General features: G+C 67.2%; 24 protein-coding genes. 6 read left to right on the forward strand and 18 right to left on the reverse strand.

Translation table 11 applies throughout. From position 1 onward, the window contains the following. Positions 1–21: 21 nt before the first annotated feature. The 3 genes from IFT55_RS03010 to IFT55_RS03020 all read right to left on the reverse strand — a co-directional run bounded on the left by IFT55_RS03010 (position 22) and on the right by IFT55_RS03020 (position 2,672). The gene (locus tag IFT55_RS03010) at positions 22–765 is read right to left on the reverse strand and encodes a TorF family putative porin (protein ID WP_192088947.1); all 744 of its coding nucleotides are present in this window, start codon (positions 763–765) and stop codon (positions 22–24) included. Further along, complete coding sequence (locus IFT55_RS03015) at positions 762–1,208, reverse strand: hypothetical protein (RefSeq protein ID WP_192088949.1); 447 nt, start codon at positions 1,206–1,208, stop codon at positions 762–764. Before IFT55_RS03015 ends, IFT55_RS03010 begins: the two co-directional genes overlap by 4 nt. Positions 1,209–1,379: 171 nt before the next feature. Further along, entirely contained in the window at positions 1,380–2,672 is a 1,293-nt protein-coding gene (locus tag IFT55_RS03020; protein WP_192088956.1) for a cation:proton antiporter, read from the reverse strand. A 150-nt stretch (positions 2,673–2,822) separates the two neighbouring features. Between IFT55_RS03020 and IFT55_RS03025 the strand changes: the two genes are divergently transcribed. Genes IFT55_RS03025 through IFT55_RS03040 form a run of 4 tightly spaced genes read left to right on the forward strand, consistent with a single transcriptional unit; the run spans position 2,823 to position 6,047 of the window. After that, positions 2,823–3,851: a glycosyltransferase gene (locus IFT55_RS03025; RefSeq protein ID WP_192088958.1), complete on the forward strand. Its 1,029-nt coding sequence runs from the start codon at positions 2,823–2,825 to the stop codon at positions 3,849–3,851. Next, positions 3,848–4,840, forward strand: coding sequence for an acyl-CoA dehydrogenase (locus IFT55_RS03030; protein ID WP_192088959.1), 993 nt, complete (start codon positions 3,848–3,850; stop codon positions 4,838–4,840). Before IFT55_RS03025 ends, IFT55_RS03030 begins: the two co-directional genes overlap by 4 nt. Before the next feature lie 29 nt (positions 4,841–4,869). Continuing rightward, positions 4,870–5,475: a PIG-L deacetylase family protein gene (locus IFT55_RS03035; protein WP_192088961.1), complete on the forward strand. Its 606-nt coding sequence runs from the start codon at positions 4,870–4,872 to the stop codon at positions 5,473–5,475. Next, positions 5,472–6,047, forward strand: coding sequence for an SAM-dependent methyltransferase (locus IFT55_RS03040; protein ID WP_192088963.1), 576 nt, complete (start codon positions 5,472–5,474; stop codon positions 6,045–6,047). The genes IFT55_RS03035 and IFT55_RS03040 overlap by 4 nt, the downstream gene beginning before the upstream one ends. Positions 6,048–6,415: 368 nt before the next feature. Here the strand turns inward: IFT55_RS03040 and IFT55_RS03045 are convergent, their stop codons facing one another. Both IFT55_RS03045 and IFT55_RS03050 read right to left on the reverse strand, forming a co-directional pair. Then, positions 6,416–6,682 carry a DUF3253 domain-containing protein gene (locus IFT55_RS03045; RefSeq protein ID WP_342029217.1) on the reverse strand — a complete coding sequence of 89 codons (267 nt, stop codon included), beginning with the start codon at positions 6,680–6,682 and terminating at the stop codon, positions 6,416–6,418. Positions 6,683–6,767: 85 nt separating this feature from the next. Further along, positions 6,768–8,810, reverse strand: coding sequence for a TonB-dependent siderophore receptor (locus IFT55_RS03050; RefSeq protein ID WP_192088965.1), 2,043 nt, complete (start codon positions 8,808–8,810; stop codon positions 6,768–6,770). Positions 8,811–9,102: 292 nt separating this feature from the next. On the opposite strand from IFT55_RS03050, the gene IFT55_RS03055 reads away from it, so the two are divergent. Together IFT55_RS03055 and IFT55_RS03060 are read left to right on the forward strand one after the other, a co-directional pair. Then, positions 9,103–9,960 carry a toxic anion resistance protein gene (locus IFT55_RS03055; protein WP_192088967.1) on the forward strand — a complete coding sequence of 286 codons (858 nt, stop codon included), beginning with the start codon at positions 9,103–9,105 and terminating at the stop codon, positions 9,958–9,960. A gap of 132 nt (positions 9,961–10,092) precedes the next feature. Then, positions 10,093–10,578 carry a hypothetical protein gene (locus IFT55_RS03060; RefSeq protein ID WP_249403537.1) on the forward strand — a complete coding sequence of 162 codons (486 nt, stop codon included), beginning with the start codon at positions 10,093–10,095 and terminating at the stop codon, positions 10,576–10,578. A 3-nt stretch (positions 10,579–10,581) separates the two neighbouring features. Here the strand turns inward: IFT55_RS03060 and IFT55_RS03065 are convergent, their stop codons facing one another. The 13 genes from IFT55_RS03065 to IFT55_RS03125 all read right to left on the reverse strand — a co-directional run bounded on the left by IFT55_RS03065 (position 10,582) and on the right by IFT55_RS03125 (position 23,879). Then, positions 10,582–11,376: an AIM24 family protein gene (locus tag IFT55_RS03065; RefSeq protein WP_192088969.1), complete on the reverse strand. Its 795-nt coding sequence runs from the start codon at positions 11,374–11,376 to the stop codon at positions 10,582–10,584. Next, complete coding sequence (locus tag IFT55_RS03070; protein ID WP_192088971.1) at positions 11,373–12,311, reverse strand: HpcH/HpaI aldolase/citrate lyase family protein; 939 nt, start codon at positions 12,309–12,311, stop codon at positions 11,373–11,375. The genes IFT55_RS03065 and IFT55_RS03070 overlap by 4 nt, the downstream gene beginning before the upstream one ends. Positions 12,312–12,313: 2 nt before the next feature. Next, entirely contained in the window at positions 12,314–13,420 is a 1,107-nt protein-coding gene (locus tag IFT55_RS03075; RefSeq protein ID WP_192088973.1) for a cysteine protease StiP domain-containing protein, read from the reverse strand. After that, positions 13,410–14,159 (reverse strand): hypothetical protein, encoded by a 750-nt coding sequence (locus tag IFT55_RS03080; protein ID WP_192088975.1) that lies wholly within the window; start codon positions 14,157–14,159, stop codon positions 13,410–13,412. Before IFT55_RS03080 ends, IFT55_RS03075 begins: the two co-directional genes overlap by 11 nt. After that, positions 14,156–15,259 (reverse strand): phosphoribosyltransferase domain-containing protein, encoded by a 1,104-nt coding sequence (locus tag IFT55_RS03085; RefSeq protein WP_192088977.1) that lies wholly within the window; start codon positions 15,257–15,259, stop codon positions 14,156–14,158. The genes IFT55_RS03080 and IFT55_RS03085 overlap by 4 nt, the downstream gene beginning before the upstream one ends. After that, positions 15,253–16,422, reverse strand: coding sequence for a trypsin-like peptidase domain-containing protein (locus IFT55_RS03090; protein WP_192088979.1), 1,170 nt, complete (start codon positions 16,420–16,422; stop codon positions 15,253–15,255). The genes IFT55_RS03085 and IFT55_RS03090 overlap by 7 nt, the downstream gene beginning before the upstream one ends. A 19-nt stretch (positions 16,423–16,441) precedes the next feature. After that, complete coding sequence (locus tag IFT55_RS03095; RefSeq protein ID WP_192088981.1) at positions 16,442–17,017, reverse strand: TerD family protein; 576 nt, start codon at positions 17,015–17,017, stop codon at positions 16,442–16,444. 22 nt (positions 17,018–17,039) lie between these two features. Further along, positions 17,040–17,618 (reverse strand): TerD family protein, encoded by a 579-nt coding sequence (locus tag IFT55_RS03100; protein WP_192088983.1) that lies wholly within the window; start codon positions 17,616–17,618, stop codon positions 17,040–17,042. A 103-nt stretch (positions 17,619–17,721) separates the two neighbouring features. Beyond that, on the reverse strand, positions 17,722–18,921 hold the full coding sequence (locus IFT55_RS03105; protein ID WP_192088985.1) for a TerD family protein: 1,200 nt from the start codon (positions 18,919–18,921) through the stop codon (positions 17,722–17,724). Between the two features lie 17 nt (positions 18,922–18,938). After that, positions 18,939–19,523 (reverse strand): TerD family protein, encoded by a 585-nt coding sequence (locus IFT55_RS03110; protein WP_192088988.1) that lies wholly within the window; start codon positions 19,521–19,523, stop codon positions 18,939–18,941. A gap of 199 nt (positions 19,524–19,722) precedes the next feature. Beyond that, positions 19,723–20,751 (reverse strand): ATP-grasp domain-containing protein, encoded by a 1,029-nt coding sequence (locus IFT55_RS17665; protein ID WP_192088990.1) that lies wholly within the window; start codon positions 20,749–20,751, stop codon positions 19,723–19,725. Between the two features lie 399 nt (positions 20,752–21,150). Next, complete coding sequence (locus IFT55_RS03120; protein ID WP_192088992.1) at positions 21,151–22,791, reverse strand: AMP-binding protein; 1,641 nt, start codon at positions 22,789–22,791, stop codon at positions 21,151–21,153. A gap of 152 nt (positions 22,792–22,943) precedes the next feature. Next, positions 22,944–23,879, reverse strand: a complete 936-nt coding sequence (locus IFT55_RS03125; RefSeq protein WP_192088994.1) for an alpha/beta hydrolase — start codon at positions 23,877–23,879, stop codon at positions 22,944–22,946. Positions 23,880–23,887: the final 8 nt, after the last annotated feature.

Raw genomic sequence — 23,887 nt, forward strand, 5'->3', positions numbered from 1 at the left:
TCGCACCGGGGACGTTCGACGTCAGAACGCGTAGCGAACGCGCCCCAGCACCCGATCGCCGTCATGTCGGGCGTCGTAGCGTCCGGGTAGAATCGCGTCGTCATTCGTGTCCGTCCCGACATATTCGACGGTCAGCACCAGCGGACGTCGAACATAGTCGACACCCAGCCGCCAATCCGAATAGTCCCCGCCGGGCCGTACTCTGTTCGATCGCCCGCTGCCGTCGTCGCTACCCGACGAACGGCCGAGCGCCGCCACGACGGTAAACGGCGTCGACGGTATCCCGGCAATCGCTTCCGCCCTCAGGTACAGGTTGTCGCCGCCGATCGCCGACTGTTCCGGCGCATATGCGGCGACAAGCTCGAACTGTACCGGTCCATAGGTGTAGCCAGCACTTCCCAAAACCTCGGCATAGTTCAGCGGACCACGGCCGCCGGCAAACACATACCCTGTCGCCTTCAACCCAAGTGTCAGCGCCGACACGTCGAACCGGGTGCCCAGACTCAGATCGGCGACGGCATCGCTATCGCCGTGCCGCGCTGCCTCGCGCAGCGCGGCAACCCTTGCCGATGCTTCGACGGGGCCGATCCGGGTGGAAATGTCACCCGACACCGAAGCCTTGCCGCCGCTCCAACTCAAACCACGGCGCGTTTCGTCGGTCGTTGCCTCGACGGCAACGACCGTCGCCGACTGGGCGTAGGCTTGGCTGCCGGCCTGCATCGCCAACACGGCGCTCGCAGCCCCGAACCAGATCCGGTCGATCATCCCGCCTCCGCCGATCCGTGCAGGCGATCGATCTCGGCGGTCAGTACGGGATGGTCGTCCTCTGCCGCCGCCATCAGGTAGCGTTTGATATCGGCGGTCCGCTGCGCGACTTCCTGCGCGATGCGATCGCGGTTCGCGGTGCACCAACCCGGCCGGCTGCCCTGCATGACATATGGCGTTGCGAAGGAACGCGCCATCCGCGTGCCCGACGCGTGCCGCGCGTCGCGTTCGACGGTGACGTTCGCTTTCCAGCTGCACCGCAGGCTTGATGGCGCACCACCGGGTGCGACCGCGCCGGACTGTTTGTGCTGGATGTCGACGCTTCCTCGATACTGGACGTCGGTTGCGCCCGTTGCATGCTGGATCTGCGTGCGATGTTCGGCGGCATATCCGCTGGTCGCGGCCAACATGCTCATCGCGAACCCTGTGGCGATAACGTTCATTTTCTTCTCCTTGCGGTGCCTCGACCTATGTTGGCCGATGACGAAGCCGACCGGGTCGACGCCTCCATAAATGTACGAAACGGACGGTTGTTGCGTCAGGCTGCGGTTCCCCTGGCTTGGAAAAATTGCTGCCTTGGCGCTGTCGGTTCGACGTACCGAGCTGCAACCTTGTCAGGCGGCGTGCTCGCCCGCGATCGGATCGTCGCGGTCGGGATCGCGGCCCTGCATCCGGTCGAGCGAGCGCATGATCGGCGTCACGGTCAACCCGTGCAACACGACCGACAGCAGCACGACCATGCCGACCAGCCCCCACAGTCGTTCGGCGCCGGCCACCTCCATATGGTTCAATCCATAGGCAAGGTAATAGATCGAACCGACCCCGCGAATGCCGAAGAACGCCAGCGTCAGCTTCTCGGACCAGTCCGCACGAAGCCCCGTCAGCCCGATCAGTCCCGTCAACGGGCGCACCACCAGCAGGATGGCGATCGCCACGACGACGTCGGTCCATCCCACCGCCGCGAACAGTCCGCTGACGATCGCACCGCCGAACAGCAGCAGCAGGACCATCATCGCCAGCCGTTCGATCTGTTCGGTCACGTCGTGCATGTCGTGATGGAAATCATGGTCGCGGTGCGTGCTGCGAAACGTCAGCGCGGTGACGAAGACCGCGAGGAAGCCATAGCAATGGATGATCTCGGTCAGGCCATAGGAGATGCAGGTCGCCGCCAGTGCGATCAGCCCGTCACCGGTCTGCGCCAGTTTCGATTCGGCGGACACATGGAAGGTCAGCCATCCGAACATCCGTCCGATCAGCCAGCCTCCGCCGACGCCCGCACCGATTTCCCACAGCACGCGGTAGCTCAGCCATTCGCCGAACCATGGTTCGCCGGTCGTGGCAACGGCGGCCAGTGCGATCGCCAGATGGACGAACGGGAAGGCGAAACCGTCGTTCAGCCCGGCTTCGGACGTCAGCCCGAACCGCACTTCGTCCTCTTCGCCGGTCTTGGGCGGGCCGACCTGGATGTCGGCGGCCAGCACCGGATCGGTCGGGGCCAGGCTGGCCGCCAGCAGCAGCGCGATCGCCCATGGCATCCCCAGACCCCACCCGACGATCGCGGTGATGGCCAGGATTCCCAGCGGCATGGTGATCGCCAATAGTCGCCACGTCACTCGCCAGCGCCGCCAATCGAACACGCGGTCGATCTTCAGCCCCGCACCCATCAACGCGATGATGACGACGAACTCGCTGAAACGCTCTGTAATCTCTGGATAAAGATACGGCAGCGGCTGCAACGTCACCTGCGGCAACGAGAATATCGCCGCACCAAGCCCAACACAAACAACAGGCAACGATAACGGCAACTTACGCAGGACTAGGGGCAGCCAGACGACCAACGCGGTCAGTGCGCCGAAGCCAGTGAGAATAAGAATGTAGGGATCGGGGCTTAACGGCGGAATGGGCATGGGGAGCGAAACGACCGGCGAGCGGGATCGGACCCGGACCATCGTTCCGGCGGGCCAGCGATGTTGCCACCAGTCGCTTGGTCCAGATCGAACACATACCAGGCATCCCATTGTAACCTAGAGCAAAGTCAGCAAGGGCTGCGCGCAACGATGGAGCTGCCACTGCCCGCAATCGCGATATGTGTTCCGGTACGGAACGAAGAAGAGTTGCTGCCGCACTTGCTCCGCGCCTGCGGTGCGCTCGACGTTGCCGGTACGTCGGCCGCGCTGTGCCTGTATTTCGACGGATGCACCGACGGCAGCCGGTTGCTGGCCGAGGAAAGCGCGGAGAGGTTGTCCTTGCCGGTCGTCTGCCGGTCGGGTGATCGTCATTCAGAGGCGAATGCCGGGCGGGCGCGGGCGGCGGCGATGGCGCTGGGGCTGGACCTGTTGGACGACGATGCCGGCGTGTTGCTGTCGACCGACGCCGACAGCCAGCCCGAACCCGACTGGGTACAAGCTGCGCTCGTAGCACTGTCGCTGGCGGATGTTGCCGCCGGACGGGTGATACGGTCTGATGGCGCGGCGGATCTGAGCCAGACGCGGGTCGAACGCTATTACGATCGCCTGCACGCGCATCGCCGGGCGACCGACCCCGTGGCGTGGGAGATGGGAGGGTGCCATTTCGGCGGCGGGGCGAACATGGCGATCCGCGCATCCACCTATCGCTCACTGGGCGGGTTCCGCCCGGTACCGTCAGGCGAGGATGCCTTGCTACTCGACGATGCCGCGCGTGCTGGCTGGCGCGTCCGCCACGACTCGGCGATGCGGGTCCACACCTCTTCCCGGCGGACGGGTCGCGCGATGGGCGGCCTCGCGACCGCGCTGAACGACATCGATGCGAACGGGCTTCCGCTGGTGGAACACCCCATGGCGGCCGATTGGCAGTATCGGATGCAGGCGTTGGCTCGCCGGACCTTCGCAACCATCGGCGACCGGGAAACGCGCGAACGGCTGGGCCAGGTGATCGGATCGAACGGCGACCATGTGCTGGGCGTCGCGCGCGATTGCCCGAACGCGGAGGCATTCTGCATGAGGGTGGTCCCCGCCGCGCCCGATGCCGGGGTCCGCGTGCAGTTGGCGGATGCGGAGGTCGCGCTGACCCGGATCGAAGCGGCGCGCTGCGTGCTGGCGGCATGACGGTGCCGATCGGGCAAGCTCTGCGCGACGCGATCCGCGATGCCGAATGGGACGTTCAGCCCGTCGCCGACCCGGTGGATTCCTTCGAGTGGCTGACGCTGTTGCGTACGCTCTATGCCACCGGGCGGCGCGACCTTCCGCTCGGCCGCTTGCTGGAAGGACATGTCGATGCCGTGCAGATCGTGCAGCGCTATGGCAGCGACGTGCAGGTTGCGGCGTTGCTGGCGGCGCTGGCCGGCGGCGCGACGTTGGGCGTGTGGAACGCCGGTCTGCCCGGTGCAGGACTTCGGATGGAAGATCGCCGGCTGACCGGCGGGAAAAGTCACGCGTCGGGTGCCGGCACGCTCAGCCATGCGCTGGCGACGACCGACACCCCGGACGGTCCGCAATTGCTGCTCCTCGATCTTGCGCGCGTCCCACCGACGATCGATCGCGACTGGTGGAAGACGACCGGCATGCAGCGATCCGAAACGCATCTGGTCCGGTGGCAGGATGCACCGCTACGCGAGAACGATCCGATCGGTCGCCCGGGCGACTATCCGCGCGAGCCGTTTTTCAGCGGCGGTGCGCTGCGCTTCGTTGCAGTCCATGCCGGTGGCGTGGCGGCATTGTGCGACCGGACGTGCGACCATCTGGTGGCGACGGACCGGGCCGGCGATCCGTTCCAGTCGGTTAGGTTGGCGGAGCTGTTTGCGCTTGCCGATACTGCGGCGGCGGCGGTGCGGCACGTTGCGTCACGGTGGTTCGAGGAGGACGGGGAGGCGCGTCTGGCTCGGGTCGCCGCCGCACGATTGACGGTGACGGCCGCCGCCGAACGGGCGATCGTCGTTGCGCGGGAAGCGGTCGGACTGGCGGGAATGTTCGTCGGCCATCCGCTGGCCGCGACCATCGCCGACCTTTCGGTCTATCTGCGTCAGCCGGCCCCCGATGCACAGCGGCTGCGCGTCGGCGGTGCGGTCGCCGCGCGGCTGCTGTCGCCCGCGCTGTGACCTTTGGGGTCGGCCGGCCACGGGTCGCGATGATCGTGGCACCGCACCCGGATGACGAAGTGATCGGCGCCGCCGCGCTGATCCGCGCCCTGACGCGGCGGGGCACGACGGTCCGCGTCGTCGTGGTGACCGACGGTGCGGCGTCGCATCCCGGCAGCGTGCGCTGGCCACGGCGGCGGCTGGTCGCAGCCCGACGGCGCGAAAGCCGGCTGGCGCTACGGCGGCTGGGCATCAGGGCGGATGACGTGACGTTTCTGTCGCTGACCGACGGACGGGTCGACCAAATGGCATGCGACCGCGCGCTTCATCGCGAAGTGCGGCGGACCGGGCGGCTCGACCTGATCGCGGGGCCAGCGGCGGCGGACGGGCATCCCGATCACCGCGCGGTTGCCGCCGCGCTGCGGACCTGCAGGCATCCCGCCCGGCGCCTGAGCCATCAGGTATGGCCGCCCGCCACGCGGATGGCGGGGCCGATACTGGCGCTGCCGATCGCGGTGGCCACCAAACGATCGCTGATCCGGGTGCACCGGACGCAGTTGGGGGCGATCGGCGACGATCCAACGGGCTTCACGATCGCGCGGCACGAACTGGACGCCTTCGCCCGGTCGCCCGAACGTCACGGCTTCCACCGATGAGCGCGATCACGCTGGATGGCTTCGAGCGGAAGTTCGCGGAGGCGGACGATCCGTGGCGGACGTTCACCGACCGTGACGAGGCGACCAAGCGCGCGGCGATACTGCACGCGCTGGGACCGGGACCGGTGGGCCGGGTGCTGGAACTGGCGTCGGGCAACGGATCGAACAGCGTCGCGATCGCCCGACGCGCACTGCGGCTGGATGCGACCGAAGGAACCATCGAGGGTACACGGCTGACCGTTCGCGCGCTGGACGGCCAGCCGCGCGCGCGGGCGATCCGCCTCGCCCTACCCGCGCACCTGCCGCGCCGCCGATACGATGCCATCGTAGTGGCCGAGCTGCTCTATTACCTGTCACCCCGCGCGATGGCACGGGTCGCGCGCGACTGTGCGGCGGCACTTGCCCCCGGCGGACGGCTGGTCCTTGCGCATCATCAAATCGACTTTTACGACTTCGTCCAGCGATCGCGGCATATCCAGCACCGGTTCCTGCACGAGACCGGTCGCGAATGGCTGGTTCGCGAAGTGGCGCATAACACCCGTTGGCAGGTGCTGTCCGCAACACGGGTGTAGATCGCATCATTATGCCAACGTTGGGCCGGCCTTCGACGCCAGCGCGGCGGAATACAGGCGCGACCCGGTCGGAAGCCTCGACACCGAACGGGATATGTCGGGTGCCGATCGTCGACAGCAGCATCGCACGGCCGCGCTGACCCACCGGCCCGTGCAGGGTGATCAGTCGGCAGTATTCCGATCTGTTCGGGAAGGCGTTCGATCTGGTCGTGGTCCACCATCACTCGCTGGCGGCGCGTGAAAGCCCGGTAAGTGGATTCCGCTGGACGTGCTCGGGCAGGAGGAATCGTTTCGAGGGTTGCGGCGATGATGGGTTCGCCTCGAACCGGACACAGGCGCCGGGATGCCGCTGCCCTCGGGACCGGCGATCAATCCTCCCCCGTGCCGCGGCCGATCCGGTACGGGCCAACGCGCGATCGCAACGCCTGCCCCTTCCAGCTCAAACGGACCGTGCCCTCCAACACCAGTCGATCGACTGCCGCGTGCACGGTGGGCATCATCATACGCCAGTCCGTGCCGCCACCGGCGGCAGTGGCCAATACCCGCGCAGCCTCGCTGGGACAGATCGTAGCCTTCGGTGCGCGGGCGGAGAGTAACGTCCGTATGGCAGTTTGCGCATCCATCGCCGCAGTCATACCGGACTGGTTCCGCGCTTCAATGGACGGGCAGCCCCGTTCGGGGGTTCAGGGCGCAACGAAACGCCCCCCGCACGAACCCGCCTCAAAGCTCGTAGCTAAGCGACGCCCGCACCGTCCGTGGCGCACCGGGATAGATCCACAGCGCGCTGTAGGAGCTCGCGGCATAGCGGGCGTCGAACAGGTTGTCGGCCTCGATCCGCGCCCGTAGCCCATTGACAAGCGGGGCTTCTATGGCCGCTTTCGCTTTCGCATATTCGGGCAGGACCAGTGGCGTCGCCGTCAGCGATCCGGCGCGGTCGCCGACATAGGCCACGCCGCCGCTCAACCGCCAGTCGCCGATCGCCGTCGGTATCCGATGCACGACCAGCAACGTGGCCGCATGCTCGGCCACGCCGAGGACGTCGGGCGCTGGGAAGGCGGTGTCGTCCGCCCGCGCATCGATCCACGCATAGTTCGCCACGACCTGCCACCGGTCCCCGACCCGCACCGAAGCGTCGAGTTCGATCCCACGACTGGCCAGACTGCCCACCGGTGCGAGGAAGTTGGCGTCCACCGGATCGGTCGTGAGGATATCCTGCTTTCGGATATCGAACCATGTCAGCGCCACGTCGATGCCGGGCAGGCTGGCGGCGACGCCAGCTTCATACCCGCTGCCGGTTTCCGGGCCGAAGCCGATGCCGTTGCGGTCGGTGCCGGTGTTCAACGAGAAGTTCTGACCCCAGTTTGCATGCACCGCGATCACGTCGGTCACGCGATACCGACCGCCAAGGCGGAAGTTCACCGGTTCGGCAACCCCGCGCCCTTTACTGCCGGTGTTGTTGTTCACGATCTGCTGCCGGTACGGGTCGATCCGCGCGCCGCCGACCAGCGTCAGCCGGTCGGTGACGTCCCACATGTCCTGCACATAGACGGTGCCCGCAACGCGATCCTCGTCGTTATTCGTGAACGGGCGAAGCGGTGCGGCGACCGATCCATAGACCGGATCGAACAAATCGATCGCATAGGGCGCGTCGACCGACGGATTGATCCGCATCCAGCGTTCGCCATAGCGGAAACGATAGCCTTTCACGCCGACGCTGACGCGATGCCGACCGAGCTGGCCGGCAAGCTCCAGCCGTGCCGACAGATCGTCGACGCGGAAATCGCGCGACCGGCGCTGTCGCCACAGTGCCGTACCGACGATCCGCGACTGGTCCGCCGACAGCCCCTTCAGCGTTCCCGTGCGCCAGACGACCCCGCCGTTCAGCGTCCATCCGCCACCGAGTTCCCCCAACCCGGTGAGCTGATGCTGGTCGTTGCTCGACCGGGTGATCCCGTTCGACGGTTCGCCGTAGTAATTCGATCGCGGCAGCGCGTTCGCGTCGCCATCGATCGCCGGAATGCCGCGATCGAACGGCGTATCGAACCGGCTGAATTCGCCGGTGTAGGTGATCCGCACCGCGTCGGACGGCTGCCACGTCAGCGACGGCGAAACGACGCGCCGCCGGATCGAAACGGTGTCGCGCCACCCGTCGCTGTCCTCCCCGGCCACCACGATCCGCGCCGCCAGCGTTCGGGTCAGCGGCCCGGTGGCATCCAGTTCGATCCGGCGGGTATCGAACGATCCGTACCGGACGACGGCGGCGGCATGCGGCGTGAAACGCGGCACCTTGGTCACGATGTTTACCCGGCCGCCGGGGTCGATATCCCCGAACAGCGCGCCTGCCGGCCCTTTCAGAACTTCGATCCGTTCGGTGGTAGCGGGATCGCGCGGCGGTGCCATGCCGCGGTTGGCGAGGAAGCCGTTCACATAATATTCCGCGCCGCCGTCCGGCGTGCCCAGAAACCCGCGAACCGCGAAATTATCGATCACCCCGCCGCGATTATTCTGCTGGCTGAAGCCGCTGACCAGTTCCAGCGCATCGCTGAGCCGATACGTTCCGGCTGCATCGAGGATGTCCCGCTCGATCGATCGGCTCGACTGCGACATGCGTTCGGTCACGCGATCGGACGAAAGGGTGCGATCCACCGTGTTGCGCGTACCGAGCACGACGATCTCATCGTCCGCCGTCAATTCCGGCCCGGCGATTTCCTGCGCGGAAGCCGACCCATACGGGACGGCGATCGCACACAACGCGATGCGCATGGCACTTGCAACCGACGAATAGCGTGCCTGCCCTGATTTCCGCGCAATACTGAACACTGGCACGATTACCCTTTTCTTGATTTTCTGGAAGACGCAGGACGCTCCGCCTCGCGATATGTTACATTATCTCATAGTCAGCTGCTTCACGTACGCAAGGTCAAAATGCCGCCGGTACGATGGCAGGCACGTGGCGCGACCGCCGCATCCTGCCGGCGGCGGCGGATTGCGGACCGCCGCTCGCGGCACCATGATAGGTGCAGCCCCATGTCGATCCGCCGAGAGACCCGAACCCGTGCCCGCCCCCGCATCGCCACCGCACCGTGATTTCCGCGCCGACGCGCGAGCGTTGCTGCGGCAATGGCTGGCGATGCCGGATGCCGACATGCTGCCCGCGATCGATGCGGTCGGACGTCGCGCGATCGCATCGGCGGCAGACGCCAGCGCGCGGCTGGGCCGGGGCGTCGCGCTGTTGCAGGCGTCGGAACAGGGGCTACGCAATCTGGAGGCGCTGGCCCGCGATATCGACGCGCCCCCGCCCCGGCCACGATCGTTTTTCGGACGCGCTCCCGATCCGGTCGCATCACCCGGCCCGACGATCGAAGCGCTGGTCGGCCAGCTTGAGCGTGAGCGTGACAACGTCGCACGCGCGCTGCTGGGGATCGAGACGGATCGGACGCGGTTACGCGCAGCCGCCGACGCGCTGGCCGAAGCGCTGGCGCTGGTCCGCGCCTGCGCCGCCGCCGTGGAAGCGGCGGCGCGCGAGATCGTCCGCGATCGCCCGGCGCGGGCGGACTTTCTGCGCGACGTGGCGACAGCGCGCCTGCTTGCGCGCGAGCAGGACATCGTCACTCAGGCAGCGGTCACCGAACAGGGGGTCCTGACACTGGGCCTGCTGGTCGAAAGTCATGATGCACTGTTGCAGGCTCTTGGCCGTGCCCGCGATACGAGCATCGCGGCGTTGCGTACCGCGATCGCCGCGCGCGGTGCGATCACGGGCAGCGCCTCGCTCGCCGCACAGGCGGCGGCACTCGACCAGACTGCCGCGGCGGCGGAGCGTGAGGGGCATGTGCGCCCAGCGTTGCATCGTGCGCTGGACGACGCGATCGCGCAGGCACGACGCGCCATCGCTGCGCAGGATCCCGCTCCGTAAATTTACCGGGGCGTCATCGCATGCTGTCCGGCACTGCTTGCCGATGACGCGACCTGATTCAAAAGCGCTCTAGCGCCGCCCCGATGCGATGCTTTATCGTGTCCGGGCAAGGCGCTGGTACAGGACGTCGGATTGGCCGGATTTCTCGACAGATTGGTAACATGGCTCGGCGGACCGCCACCGCCGCCGTCGGGCCTGCCCGAACCGGTATCGGCGGCTGCGGTGCCGTCACGTCCGTCCATCCTGCCCGACGACGCACGCCTGCCCGAAGCGTCGCGCCCGCTGGTCGCCCGGTTGCTGTCGCTGATTGCCGATATCGAGGCCCGCACGCAGGACGACGCGGTGCTGGTGTCCGCGCTGACCGAAGTGCGCCAGATGCGCGACGATCATCTCCCCCGGCTGGTGACGAGCTATGCCGAAATTCCCGCCGCGCACCGTGCGGAGATTTTCCGCAGGACGGGCCGGTCGGCAAGCTACAACCTGAATCAGGGGTTCGAGCGGATGATCGAACGGCTCGAAACGCTGTCGCGGTCGCTCGCGCAAGACGATATCGACAGCTTCGCCGACAATCTGCGCTTCATCGAGCACCGGTACGGCAACGACGATCCGTCGCGGTAAGCCCTAGCCCAGCCGCTTCGTCGGCGTCAGCCACACCGTCCCACGACCGTTGAAGACATAGACCAGCCCTTCGCCGGTGCGCATCGCGTTGCGCAGGCCGCGCACCAGCGGTCGCAGTTCGACCTGCAGTCCGGCCGAGAACATCAGCATCAGGTCGCCATCGACGATCAGTTCCTTCTGCCCATCGAGTTCGATGACCTCGATCTCGTCGACCGGCACCGGCGATTCGACCACGAACGCGCCCGCCCCGGTCAGTTTGGGCTGCATCAGGCCGTTGCCCGACAGCATGCCTTGCACCGACCGGTGGACGTGGGTCGATACCGCGACATTGGCGTCGCAGGCATAGAATGCACCGTCATCGAGGATCAACGAGTCCTGCGGGCCGTCCATTGCCGCGAGGATGAAATGCTTGGTCGTGACATCGGTCCAGACTTCGCCATGCCCGGCATAGCGCGTCGCGAAGGCGCTTTCGCCCGACCCGGCAGAGGTCATCGCACGCGAGAAGAAACCGCCCGCGCCCGCATTCTTCTGCACATCCACCTGCAGCTTGCCATGCGCATATTGCAGCGCGCCGGGTTCGAGCAGCGCCGCGCCGCCCTCCAGCACGATCCGCACCTGACGCGCCGTCGTGGGATGCGGAGGATGCAGGTGGATCGACGGCGTCGTCGCGCCGGCGGACGCGGTTGCACTGGTGGTCGCGGGGCTGGCCAGCACATGGCTCTGGCGAACGAACTGATAGACTTCGAAGCGGACGCCGCCGCTTCCCTGTCCGTCGATCATCGTGCGGTATGCTGTCATCGTTCGGCTCCTGAAATGAGGCGTAAGGCGGCGGGGTCGGGATCGGCGATCCCGTACAGCGCGACACGATCGAGCAGTCGTCGTGCCCACAGGCGATGCGTTGCAGGTTCGCACATCACGCCGTTGCGGGCGAACACCGCCGGGGCATCGTCGGCGAGCATCAGCCGCGCCTCCTCCGCCTGTGCGGCAGGCACCGCGAGCGCACCCTGAATGATCGCGATCTGACCGGGGTGGATCGCGGTCTTGGTCAGCAACCCATGTTCGATGTCCAGCGCGACCTCCGCGCGCAGCAGGCCCGGATCGTCGAACCGTTCCAGCACCGGCGCGCTGAGTGCGAACCCCCATGGCGCAAAGCTGGCGACAAGATTGCCGATGATCCCGCCCAGCGGTCCGGCATAGGCGGTGCGCCCCGCCGCGCGACGCAGCCCCATCGATTGCAGCAGGTCGTTGCCGCCGATGCGCAGCGCGAGGATGCGATCCTGCACCGCCAGCAACTGATCGCGCAGCCGGCGGATCTCGTGCGGGTCGCACGCCTCGCGGGTTTCCAGCGTCGGCATCAACCGGTGACGGTCGTGCAGCGGCAGCGCCAGATAGGCCGGCATGCTGTCGGCATGCGCCTTCGGAATCACGAACCCCGCCAGCCGGTCGGCACCGGGCATGCACAGCACATGATCCAGCATCGCGGCGTCGCGCGGACGGACGAACAGCAGCGGATCGGCCGAACTGGCATCGCGTGCGGCGAGCGTCCGCAGGAACGCCGCAAGCCGGGTGAGCGCCGCCGGCAGATCGCGTTCGAGCACCGCATCCTCCAGGCACAGCACCGCCGAGCGCAGGCCGGCGATCCGATGCGGCCCGAGCAGCGATCCGGCAAGGTCGTCGCGGGTACAGGGCATGTAGAGCGTCGCGCCGAGCGCCAGTGCCGAAGGTGCCGTCATGGTCATGCGTCGTGCCCGAGGCTGCGAATGATCGCGACGGCGCGGTAGTGCGACGCATCGCTGAGCGGTTCCACCGGAATGTCGTGGGTGGCGGCAAGGTGAAGCAGATGCGCGACGTCGGCATCCGATGGATCGCGCACCAGCAGCCGTTCGGGCATCCGGCGCAGCAGCGCGCGCGTCGCTTCCGCAATACCCGGCTTGATACGGTTGCGGTCCCGGGTCGCGGCGCGGGCGAGCAGGCTGCCCATCATCGTCTCGCAGCCCGCTTTCAAGGCCGGACGGCGCGCGGCGTGACCGGCAATCGACAGCGGCACTGCCACCGCAGCGCGCGGCGCGATGGCGTCGACAAACGCCTGCGACAGATCGGCATGGGCAAATTGCGGATAGGTGACGCAGGCGTGGAAATTACCCTCCCCGACGACATTCGCGTTGAGGATCGACCGGCTGACCAGCCCGGAGACGACGCCGTTGAGCAGCCCCGATGCGATGAGATAGTCGTCGTCGGTGGCGGCGATGTCCGCCTGTCCGGCGGGATCGGCGATGACCGCGAGGCGCGCGACAAAGCCGAACGGCCGGTCGGCAAGCGCGTCGCGCAGCTCACCGGCGATCGCGCCCTTGCCGGTCCATCCGTCGACGAACACCGCATCGGCCGGATCATGCCGGGCGGCGATATGCGCCAGCGCGACGCGATCGATGCCGCGATCCCGAATGATGCTGATCGAATAATGATGCGCGCGATGGCCATGCGCGCGCAAGGTCCGGGCGAGCAGCACCCCGATCGGCGTACCGGCACGCGCGAGCGATACGATCACGATCTCGCGGCCCGGCCGGGAAGCCGCGAGGTGCGCGGCAAGGCTCGCAACGTCCAGCGCCAGCCGATCGCCATTGCGCGCCAGTGCGGCGTGGTAGAGTGCCAGATACGCGTCGTCGGGCAGCGTTTCGGGGGCGATCATCTCCGAATAATGCCGCCGGCCGGACTGGATCGCCGCCTCCTTCTCCACGACCGAGGTCGCCGCCATCGTCACCGGCCTGAGCAGGAAGGTGACGTCGGCGGGATCGTAGCTGCCCGAAAAGGGAATGGCGACGCTGGCGCGGGCCTCAGCGGGCATCGAACATTCCGCCCGCCAGTTGCGACCGCGTCGGCATCATCGCGAAATCGCACAGCCCCATGAACGGCGCGTCGGTCAGGCTGTCGCCGATCCCGATCACCGGCGCATCGGGAAAGCGCGCGCGAAGTTCGGGCAGGATGTGCGCCACCGCATGCGCCTTCCCCAGATAGGGCGGCATCAGCGCGACATTGTTACCGTTGCGGTGATCGGTCCAGCCGGTGGGGAGCGACGGCACCGCCGCGTCGACCACCGCGAACAGCGCGTCGGCATCGGCATCGGCGTGCTTGGCCAGCGTGTAGAGCGAAAGATCGCCTTCCTTCAGGACGCGCGCGTTGATGGCGACGCCCTGTCCGCGCGCTTCGGTGGCGATCGCGGCGACCAGATCGGAAAGCATTTCGACGTGTTCGGCGGCTCGCGTGGCGATTATGGTCGCCCAGCCGTCGTCCACTTCACCGGCATCGTCGAGGATCACCCCGCCATGCGCACAGATCGCGGCGGTGAACGGAATCCGCGCACGGCGCAACGCGTCGAGACTGCGCGCGGTGACGGGCACCAGATGCGTCGTCTCCGCCAGCCAGTCCAGAAACTGCATCTGTCGCGGCGTCGCATAGCTGAGCGGCGATCCGTCCGCCGCAAAGCCCAGCGCGGTCAGCCGTTCGACCGGCACGTCGGGCGGGCATTTGCGCAACGTCTGGAACAGCGTGTCGTCGAGATCGACGAGCGCGATCGCGCGGATCATGCCGCCCATCCGATCAGCGTCGCGCCCAGCGCGGCGACCAGCGCGGGATCGATGCTCCCCGCCCCCGTTTCGTGCGCGATCCAGTTGGTCCGCCCGTCGGCGGGATCGGCGTTGTAGAGGTAATTGGGCACGCCGGTTCCATAATTGTCCGCAAAGCAGAGCTTGCTCGCCATCGCTCCGCCAAGTCGTGCCGGGCTGCGGCTGGTCGCCTGCACCACCACGTCGGCGCCGGCATCGGCAAGCTGTTCGGCAAGGCGGAAGGGGAGATAGGTGAATTCGCCGGTGCCGACGATGCGCAACGGGCCGGCGACCGGCGGCACGACCGTTACCGGCGGCGGCGCGACGGGTGCGTCGATACCCAACCGGCCGACGTTGCGATGCGTCGCCATCCGGCCGAGCGACGCGGCGGCCATGTCGAACGCGGCGTCCGCCGCGACCACAGCCCCTTGCGTCCAGTCGAGCCGACCGTGGAGCAGCGCGGCGATCCGCGTCGGGCGAGGCATGCGCGTCAGCCAGTCGCGCCCGACCGACCAGTCGGTCAGCGTCGCGACGACGATCGCCGCGATCCCCGGCCACGCATCGGCCAGCGCGCTGGCGAGGTTGGACAGGGTGGTGCCGGTCGAGACCTCGTCGTCGACGATCACCAGCGATCGTGGTTCGGGCAGGTCGGGGCGGTAGATCAAATGCGCCGACGCATGGCTGTGCGGTTCTTCGAAACGGCACAGCAAGGGATGGTCGAGCAGTTGCCGCGTCGAATGAAGGAAGTGGATATCGTCGCGGCCACTTGCCCGTCGAAGTTCCTCGTGGACCGTCTGGCCGAGGCAGATCGCGGTTTCGGCCAGTCCGATCACCATCACCGGTCCCGGCAGGTCGTCGGGAATACGCGCCGCCAGATCGCGCACGCTGCGGCGCATCGTCTGCGGCGTCGTGGGCAAATGGCGACCGAGGACGCGCGACACGACCAGAAACCCGCGCCGTGGATTTTCCCGCGCGGCAAAGGCACACAGGTCGTCGAGCGGCCAACAGGATTCCTCGACCACGATGTCGAGCCGACCGGTTGGCAGTTCGACGGCCCGCGATTTCGTCGTGGTCGTCAGCACGTGCAGGTGATCCGTACGATCGCTTCACGGGCCTGCCGCACCACGGCGGCGCGGCCGATCGCGGCGGTGTCGCGCGCCATCTGCGGCTCTATGCCGAACGCATCGAGGAAACTGAGAATCATCGTACCCTTGATGCCGAAATTGATGTTTTCCGCGCTTCCGCCCGACCGCCGGATGTGATCGAGGTTGAGCGACGAACAGACCAGACCGATCAGATGGCCGCTCATGTCGAGGATCGGCCCCCCGCTGTTACCACTCGCGATCGGTGCGGTGAACTGGAACAGGCTGCTGTCGTTGCCGATGCCGCACAGCGCCGCGATGTTGCCCGCGCTCGCCTGCGGACCGGTGCCGAGCAGTCCTTGCAGCGGAAAGCCCAGCGCGACGACATCCTCCCCCAGATGCAGTCCGATCTCGCCGCGAAACTGCGCGATGCCGGGCAACGGCGTGTCGATGCGCAGCAGCGCAAGATCGTTGCGCGCGTCCGCAAAAACGGTTTCCGCCGACAGCGACCGACCGCCGCCGGCCTGAATCTGCACCGATTGCGCACCGTCCACGACATGCGCGTTGGTCAGGATGTGGTTGCGTTCGATCGCGACGCCGCTGCCGCTGGATGCGCCGCTACGTGACGGACGGTCGCCGCCGTGATCGGTCCGGTCGTCGCGGCCGGGTTCCAGTCGCGGGTTCAGCCGTTCCGCCCATGCGCGATCGATGCCGTGCGCCGCCGCGATCGCGACCAGCCCGATCGCGAACCCCTGCCCGTTGGCCGCGATCCGCCACGCGCCCTGATGCCGATAGCATTCGATCAGGATCACCGCCGCGTCGGCCCTATCCGCCAGATCGACCGAGAAGCGCAGAGCGCCGGTTTCGATCGTCACGCGCCGCCCGATCGGTCGACCGCCACGATCGAACGCGACCAGCAGCAGCCGTTCGACCACCGCCGGCATATCCGCCGTATCAATCCGCAATCGTCCCGCATCCTCGAACTGCGCAGCCGGACGCAATTCGCGGGTCATCGAATCAATCGGCGGAAACGACGGCGACGCCCGGCGATCCGCCTCCAGCGCGATCAGCGCGAGGGTCGGCGGATCGCCCCCGCCGGCGGCGAGCACGAACAGCGCCGTGCCGGCGATGGGCGCACGTTCACCCGCGACGAGATCGCGCATCGCGGGTGCTATCGTACGGTCAGACGTTGACGCCGAGCGACCGCGCCAGCGGTCCCAGCCCGCCGGCAAAGCCCTGCCCGATCGCCTTGAACTTCCATTCGCCATTATGTCGATACAGGTCGCCGAAGATCATCGCCGTTTCGGTCGATGCGTCCTCCGACAGGTCGTACCGCGCGATCTCCGTCCCGCCATCGGCGTTGAGCACGCGGATATAGGCGTTCGACACCATGCCGAAATTCTGCTTGCGCCCGTCCGCATCGTGGATCGTCACGGCGAAGCTCATCTTGGCGATGTCGGTCGGCACCTGATCGAGCGAAACCGCGACCACTTCGTCGTCGCCGCTACCTTCGCCGGTCGTGTTGTCGCCCTGATGGACGACCGAGCCGCTGCCGCCTTCCTTGTTGTTATAGAAGACGAAGTCGGCGTCCGAGCGGACCTTGCCGCCTTCGTTCAGCAGAAAGACGCTGGCGTCGAGGTCGAAGCCGCTGCCGTCGGTGACGCGCGTGTCCCAGCCGAGACCGACACGTACGGCCTTGAGGCCCGGTGCCTCCTTGCTGAGGCTGACGTTGCCGCCCTTGGAAAGTGAAACTGCCATGATCCGTTCCTTCTCGATTGGTTCAGCCGATATTGACGCCGAAATTCTTCGCCAGCGGGGCCAGCCCGCCCTTGTACCCCTGCCCCACGGCACGGAATTTCCATTCGCCGTTGTGGCGATAGACTTCGCCGAAGATCATCGCGGTTTCGGTCGAAGCATCCTCGGCAAGGTCGTAACGCGACAGCTCGCGGCCCGTCTCGTCGTTGACGATGCGGATGAAGGCGTTGGAGACCATGCCGAAGCTCTGCCGCCGGGCCTCGCCCTCGTGGATCGTCACGGCCACCGCGATCTTCTGCACGTCGGCGGGAACGCGGGCAAGCTCCACCTTCAGCGCCTCGTCGTCGCCATCGCCCTCTCCGGTGCGGTTGTCGCCGGTGTGTTCGAGCGAGCCGTCGCTGGATTTAAGGTTGTTGTAGAAGATGAAATCGCTGTCGCCGCGCACCCGGTCCCCCGCCGCAAGCAGGAACGCGCTGGCGTCGAGGTCGAAGTCCGCGCCGTCGGTGGTACGGGTGTCCCAGCCCAGCCCGATCAGGATCCGGGTCAGGTTGGGTTCTTCCTTGGAAAGGCTGACATTGCCACCCTTGGAAAGACTGACCGACATATATTCTCTCCTGCTTACGAAAGATGGTGCCGTTGGCCGGTCGACGCGGGACGCGCCGCCATTGTCGGCAATCTGGTGACGGTTGTCCTGGCCCGGTTGCTGCTCAATCCTTGCGGCCGGCGACCCATCGCAGGCCCCAGCCGAGTTGCTCGTCGAGCACCTGCTGATCGCGGACGTAATCGACGATGCGCGTCACTTTCAGCCGACCGGCGTCGTTTTCGATCAATACGATCCCGCACAGGCGGCGATCGTTGCGTCCTTCGGTCATACGCACCTCGATCGGTGGCTGATCGGGCATCGTGACCAGCACCACGCCATCGGTCTGCTGCCAGTTGGGCACGCCGTCATAGATGTTGGCGAATATCGCGATGCGCCGGATCGCCGACCATTGCGCACCATTGATCCGCATCGTTTCCCCCTGCGACACGTCGCCGGTGCGGTCGTCGCCCGACAGCGCGATGAACGGCGCCTGCGCGAAGGCGCCGAACGCCCGGCCCAGCGCCTGCACGACGCCCTTGCGCCCGTCCGCCAGTTCGAACAGGCAGCCGAGGTCGAGATCGATCGCGGTGCCGCCGCCGAAGATACCCTTGCGTCCCCGCGACCAGTTGAGGTTGACCGTTATCTCGCCGAAGCTGTTGCCACGCTTTTCGAGACTGACCGTCTGGCCCGGCTTTTCCAGCGTCACCTTGCTCAGGCTGACCCTCGGCGGCGGTGTTGGCGGTGGCGGAGGAGCAGCCGGCGCCGGAGCCGGAGCCAAAGGGGCCGTCGGTGCATCCGCCGCGACGTCGATGCCGAACGATTGCGCGAGCGGGGCGAGGCCGCCGTTGAAACCCTGCCCCACCGCGCGGAACTTCCACTGGCCGTTGCGGCGGTACAATTCGCCGAACGTCATTGCCGCTTCGGTCGCGCCGCCCAGCGACGGCCGGAAGTGCAAATCGGGCGACCCGCCGCGCGGGGCGACGGTGATCCGCGCGCCGTCGAGCAGCGCCAGCGTCTGTCGCTTCGCCTGTGCTTCATGGATCGTCACGCAGAACACGATCCGTTCGACATCGCCGGGCAGGCGCGGCAGATCGACCTCGAACATGCCCTTGCCGCTGCCCGACACGAAGCGGATGCCGCCGGACCCGCCCTCGGGCTGGTTATAGAACACCATGTCGGCGTCGCCGCGCACCTTGCCCGCCGCCGTCAGCAGATAGGCCGACGCATCCGCCTCCACATCGCGTCCCGTCGCCGTCCAATCGAAGGCGATCGTCAGCGTCTCGCCCGGCACAGGCGCATTTCCACCCTGTTGCAGATCGGTCATTTCAGGTTCCGTATCGTTCAGAGTGCGCCGAGGATCGCGCCCATCATTTCCTGAAACGTGCGTCCGGTGGTGCGATCGCCCAGCGCCTTCATCTCCCACCCGTCGCCGACGCGGACCAGCTTGGCCATCACCTGCCCGGTGTGCGGGCCGGACCCGGACAGGTCGTAGCGTGCCAGTTCCTTGCCGTTGGTCGAATCGACCAGCCGGCAATAGGCATTCTCGATCCGGTCGAAACTGTCGCCGGTGAAGCTGTTGACGGTGAACACCAGCGTGCGGACGTTGGCCGGCAGTCGCGTGAGGTCGACGTTGATCGTCTCGTCGTCGCCATCACCCGCGCCGGTGCGGTTGTCGCCGCTGTGCACGATGCTGTTGTCGGCGCTGGCCAGCTTGCGGAACCAGACTTCCTCCAGTTGTCGGCGATCGGCATCGAACGTCAGGCACGACGCGTCCAGATCGACGTCGCCGCCACCACCGCCGCCGAACATCCCCAGCAGCCCCTTCGCCTTGCGCACGTCCCAGCCAAGGCCCATCGCCACGCGGGTCAACGAACCGCCGCCCGATTTTTCGAGCCGAACGGTCTGACCCTTCTGAAGACTGACCAAGCGAATTACTCCTGTTACGAGCCGACGTTCGACGCACTATCGCCGGCGATTATGACCGGCTGACGTAATCCCGCAAGGGGCGGGACAGGATCGGCGAAATTCGGAAGGACCGGGGACGACGTCGTGTCGCGACGCGATCCGTTCGCGTGAGGGGCTGGTCCTGCCGACGGTTCGGCCGCGCGGAGGTGGATCCCGAAGCCTATTCCCGCCCTGTGGCGGCCAACCCGTTGCGATGGCGCGGCTCGGCATGGACCACCGCGACGATCTCCCGGTCGATCACCGCGTCGAACGGGCGAGCGTTACCGGTGATGACGTCGATCCACGTGCCGAGGAACGGGATGCCGACAGCGTCGCAATAGGGCGATCCGCCCGCGGGGCGCGTGTTGATCTCCAGAATACGCCAGTTGCCGTCGCGATCCTGCTTGTACTGAACATTGATCGCGCCGTGGAGCAGATGCCGCGCGACGAGCGTGGCGGCGTGTGCGATCAGCGGATGGCGGGTCTCGATCCGCTGACGGGTGGCGTCGAGCTTGGTGCGGACACCGGCGACGATCACCGCGCCGCGATCTGCGACGATGTCGACCGATGCCTCCAGCCCCGGCAGATGCTCCATCACGAGGAGCGCGAACGCCTCGCCGCTTCGCTTTGCCGCGCGCAGGGCGGCGACATAGGCGGTGGGCGTGATCCGCCGCGCGTCGGGATCGGCGAGATGCGCGAGCGGGCCGTCGGCGTCGAGCGTCCAGTATCCCGCCCCATAGATTCCGCGCACCGGCTTCACGCACGCGGCGGCTCCCCCGGTGGCGAGTGCCTCCACCGCCGCTTCGAAGCCTGCGACGGTCGTGACCGGGATCGACGGACACAGATACGGATCGTCGACGAGCGATGCGGCGAACGCAGCCTTGTCGTCGAGCAGTTCGAGCGTGGCGGGATCGGCGGCAAGGTGCAACGCGATGCCCGCCGCAGCGAAACGGTCGGCGGCCTGCGCGATGCCCCGCCTGCCCCGCTGCGGCACGAGGGTCGTCACGCCGCGCGCCATCGCGGTCGCCAGCGCCCAGTCGGTATAGTCCGCGGCACCCCGTGCCGGCTCGATCCAGAATTCGGGCGCAACGTCACGCACCGGTGCCGCCGGATCGATCGCACTGACGCACAGCGACGCATCCGGGCGCGCACGCCGCATGCCCGCAACGAGCGTACGCAGCGAGAACGACTGATTGAACCAGATCTTCACGGCAGTTCCCTTATAGCCCGGCACGGAACGCCGTGACCGCCACGACACCGGCGGCGGTCGCCACCCGCATGGCACTATCCCGGCATGAAATCACGTTCCGCAAAGCGCGCGGCTGGATGAGAAGGGGCAGTGGGACGGGGGGCCGCACCCGACGATGATGCGCGCACGACGTCTACGCCATGGCCATCGAACGCCGGACGGTGCCGGCTCAAGTTCCTGAGGCGCGCGACTTCAGGGGAAACGGGTGGCGATGGTTGCCATGCTTCGGGTCGGCGTAGCGGCGGCTGGCCGCTTGGGCGATGGCGTTTGAACATCGATGAGCAGCGCGCAACGATCCGGCTGCCATCCTTCCCGCAGCGATCGTCTTATGGGTATGACAGGTGTCGATATCGTCCACACTCAACAGCCCGATACCATCGCGTCCCGCATCACGAACTTCTGGACCTTGCCGGTCACCGTCATCGGGAACGCGTCGACAAGGCGGATCTGTGCCGGGACCTTGTGATGGGCGATCCTGCCACGGCACCAGTCGCGGACTGCTTCCCCATCGATGTCGCCGCGCACGCGGATCCACGCGCAGACCTGTTCGCCGAACCGAGCGTCGGGAATGCCGAACACGGCCGCGTCGACGATATCGGGATGCGTCAATAGAAACAACTCGACTTCGGCAGGATAGACGTTCTCCCCGCCGCGGATGATCATGTCCTTGATCCGTCCCACGATCCGAAGGCGGCCGTCGCCGTCCATCGTCGCCAGGTCGCCCGAATGCATCCAGCCATCGCGGATCGCCGCCGCCGTCGCTTCCGGCTGGTTCCAGTAGCCCAGCATCACCCCCGGCCCGCGCGAGCAATATTCGCCGACCTGCCCCAGCGGGACGATGTCGCCGGAATCGTCGATCACCCGCCCCTCGAAATGTGGCAACATCTGCCCGACGGTCTCGGTGCGCGTCTCGATATCCGCCGTCGCCTGCGTCTGCGTGCTCAGCGGGCTGGTCTCGGTCATGCCATAGCCGATCGTGATATCGCGCAGGTGCATGTCATCGATCATCCGCCGCATCATCGGCGGCGGACATGGCGCGCCTGCCGCGATGCCGGTCCTGAGGCTAATCAGGTCGAACCGTGCGAAATCCGGGTGGTCGAGCATGCCGAGGAACATGGTCGGCACCCCGTGCAACGCGGTGCACCGCTCCCGTTCGACGGCGGCAAGTACCATCGCGGGGTCGAACGCCGCGCCCGGGAAGACCATGGTCGCGCGCGTGACGAGGCAGACCAGCACGCCCAGCACCATGCCGAAACAATGATAGAGCGGCACCGGGATGCACAGCGAGTCGCGTTCGGTCAGCATCATGCCCGCCGCCGCACTGACGGCGTTGTGCAACAGGTTGCGATGGCTGAGCGTCGCTCCTTTGGGCGCGCCGGTGGTGCCGCTGGTGAACTGGATATTGATCGGCGCGTCCGCGTCGCACCGTTGCGGCGGAAGGACGGCGTTCGCGCCGGCTGCCACCATGGCATCGAAGCCGATCCGGGCGTCCGCCACGGTGCCGCCGATCTCGATGACATATCGCAGGTCGGGCAACGCCATGTCAAACAGCGGCGGCAGCGACGGTCCCGTCATTGCCGGCATCAGTTCGGCGAGCATCGCGATATAGTCGGTGGTCTTGAAGCGCGAGGCGGTGACCAGCACACGGATACCGGACAGGCGCAGCGCATGCCCCAGTTCATGCGAGCGATAGGCGGGGTTGATCGATACCAGCACCAGCCCCAGCCGCGCCGTCGCCAGTTGAACCAGCACCCATTCGACACAATTGGGCGCACAGATGCCGACGCGGTCGCCCGGCCGAAGCCCCAGCGTCAGCAGTCCTTTCGCAACCGCCTCTACCCGGTCGCGCAGTTCGCGCCAGCTCCACCGGACCTCCTGCCACGGGACGACGATCGCCGGACCGTCGGAAGCCTGTTCGGCCGCTGCGTCCAGCCGTGCCCCGATCGTTCCTTCGGGAATGGCAGGCGACAGCGGACCGGCTGCAAAGGACAGCCCCGTCATCGTCCGCATTTCCGTCCAGCCGCACCGCGCACCCGCGCGACCGACGTTCCCGCGGCGACCTGCCGCAACGCTTGCCCCTGTGGCGATGCCCGAAATCGTGTCATCATCATATCCTGTGCAGGAACATCGACGGCCGGTCGCACGCTATGCCGTCATCCGGCCATGGTCATCATCGCGCGCAACCGCGCGCTAACCTGCGCGGTCGCGGCGGCCGCGGCGGGCACGAGCGCGGACAGATGAACGAAGCCGTGCGTCATGTTGTCGAACTCCATCAGCTCGACCCGCACCCCTGCTTCCCGCAGGCGATCAGCATAGGCCACTGCCTCGTCCCGCAGCGGATCGACCGACTGAACGACGATGAGCGCGGGCGGCACGTTCGCGACGCTGTCCGCCGCCAGCGGCGAGATGCGCGGATCGGACAGGTCCGAACCGCCCGCATAATCGTCGATATAGGTGCCCAGCTGATCCGCATTCAGCGTGGGATCGGCGTTCCGGCTCCGCGACGGGTAGGTCGCGCCTTCGCGCAGATCGACCGCCGGATACAACAGCGCCTGGACGTCGAAGGTCGCGCCTCCGGCATCGCGCATCGCCAGTGCGATCGCCGCCGCCAGATTGCCGCCCGCACTGTCGCCGGCGATCGCGGTGGGCAGCCCTTCCCCACCCAGTTCGGCGCGGTGCGCCAGCACCCAGCGGGCGGCGAGCAGGCTGTCGTCGAACCCGGCGGGAAACGGATTTTCCGGGGCCAGTCGATAGGTGCTGGTGACGACCACCATCGACAGTTCGTGACAGAACCGCCGCGCGGTATGATCCACCGATGGCAGGTCGCCCAGCGCCCAGCCGCCGCCATGCATGTAATGGACGATGCCCACGGCCTCACCCACCGGACGATAGATGCGCAGCGGGACCGGTCCGCCCGCGCCGTCGATGGTCCGTTCCTCCATGCTCCCGATCGGGGACAGGCTTTCCGGGGGTGCGAGCATCGGGATGAAGGCGGCGGACATCTGGCGCAATGCCGGATAGTCCACCGGACCGGGCGGAGCGGTCGGGATCTGGTCCAGCAGGTGCTGCAATACGGGGTCGAGCGACATGATCGGGG

The sequence above is a fragment of the Sphingomonas sp. CFBP 13720 genome (genome assembly GCF_014842075.1).
Classification (GTDB): domain Bacteria; phylum Pseudomonadota; class Alphaproteobacteria; order Sphingomonadales; family Sphingomonadaceae; genus Sphingomonas.

Excerpts from the sequence above, each read along its gene's own strand:
- IFT55_RS03010 (WP_192088947.1), bottom strand. The coding sequence starts at position 765 with ATGATCGACCGGATCTGGTTCGGGGCTGCGAGCGCCGTGTTGGCGATG.
- IFT55_RS03015 (WP_192088949.1), bottom strand. The coding sequence starts at position 1,208 with ATGAACGTTATCGCCACAGGGTTCGCGATGAGCATGTTGGCCGCGACC.
- IFT55_RS03020 (WP_192088956.1), bottom strand. The coding sequence starts at position 2,672 with ATGCCCATTCCGCCGTTAAGCCCCGATCCCTACATTCTTATTCTCACT.
- IFT55_RS03025 (WP_192088958.1), top strand. The coding sequence starts at position 2,823 with ATGGAGCTGCCACTGCCCGCAATCGCGATATGTGTTCCGGTACGGAAC.
- IFT55_RS03030 (WP_192088959.1), top strand. The coding sequence starts at position 3,848 with ATGACGGTGCCGATCGGGCAAGCTCTGCGCGACGCGATCCGCGATGCC.
- IFT55_RS03035 (WP_192088961.1), top strand. The coding sequence starts at position 4,870 with ATGATCGTGGCACCGCACCCGGATGACGAAGTGATCGGCGCCGCCGCG.
- IFT55_RS03040 (WP_192088963.1), top strand. The coding sequence starts at position 5,472 with ATGAGCGCGATCACGCTGGATGGCTTCGAGCGGAAGTTCGCGGAGGCG.
- IFT55_RS03045 (WP_342029217.1), bottom strand. The coding sequence starts at position 6,682 with ATGACTGCGGCGATGGATGCGCAAACTGCCATACGGACGTTACTCTCC.
- IFT55_RS03050 (WP_192088965.1), bottom strand. The coding sequence starts at position 8,810 with ATGCGCATCGCGTTGTGTGCGATCGCCGTCCCGTATGGGTCGGCTTCC.
- IFT55_RS03065 (WP_192088969.1), bottom strand. The coding sequence starts at position 11,376 with ATGACAGCATACCGCACGATGATCGACGGACAGGGAAGCGGCGGCGTC.
- IFT55_RS03070 (WP_192088971.1), bottom strand. The coding sequence starts at position 12,311 with ATGACGGCACCTTCGGCACTGGCGCTCGGCGCGACGCTCTACATGCCC.
- IFT55_RS03075 (WP_192088973.1), bottom strand. The coding sequence starts at position 13,420 with ATGCCCGCTGAGGCCCGCGCCAGCGTCGCCATTCCCTTTTCGGGCAGC.
- IFT55_RS03080 (WP_192088975.1), bottom strand. The coding sequence starts at position 14,159 with ATGATCCGCGCGATCGCGCTCGTCGATCTCGACGACACGCTGTTCCAG.
- IFT55_RS03090 (WP_192088979.1), bottom strand. The coding sequence starts at position 16,422 with ATGCGCGATCTCGTCGCGGGTGAACGTGCGCCCATCGCCGGCACGGCG.
- IFT55_RS03095 (WP_192088981.1), bottom strand. The coding sequence starts at position 17,017 with ATGGCAGTTTCACTTTCCAAGGGCGGCAACGTCAGCCTCAGCAAGGAG.
- IFT55_RS03100 (WP_192088983.1), bottom strand. The coding sequence starts at position 17,618 with ATGTCGGTCAGTCTTTCCAAGGGTGGCAATGTCAGCCTTTCCAAGGAA.
- IFT55_RS03105 (WP_192088985.1), bottom strand. The coding sequence starts at position 18,921 with ATGACCGATCTGCAACAGGGTGGAAATGCGCCTGTGCCGGGCGAGACG.
- IFT55_RS03120 (WP_192088992.1), bottom strand. The coding sequence starts at position 22,791 with ATGACGGGGCTGTCCTTTGCAGCCGGTCCGCTGTCGCCTGCCATTCCC.
- IFT55_RS03125 (WP_192088994.1), bottom strand. The coding sequence starts at position 23,879 with ATGTCGCTCGACCCCGTATTGCAGCACCTGCTGGACCAGATCCCGACC.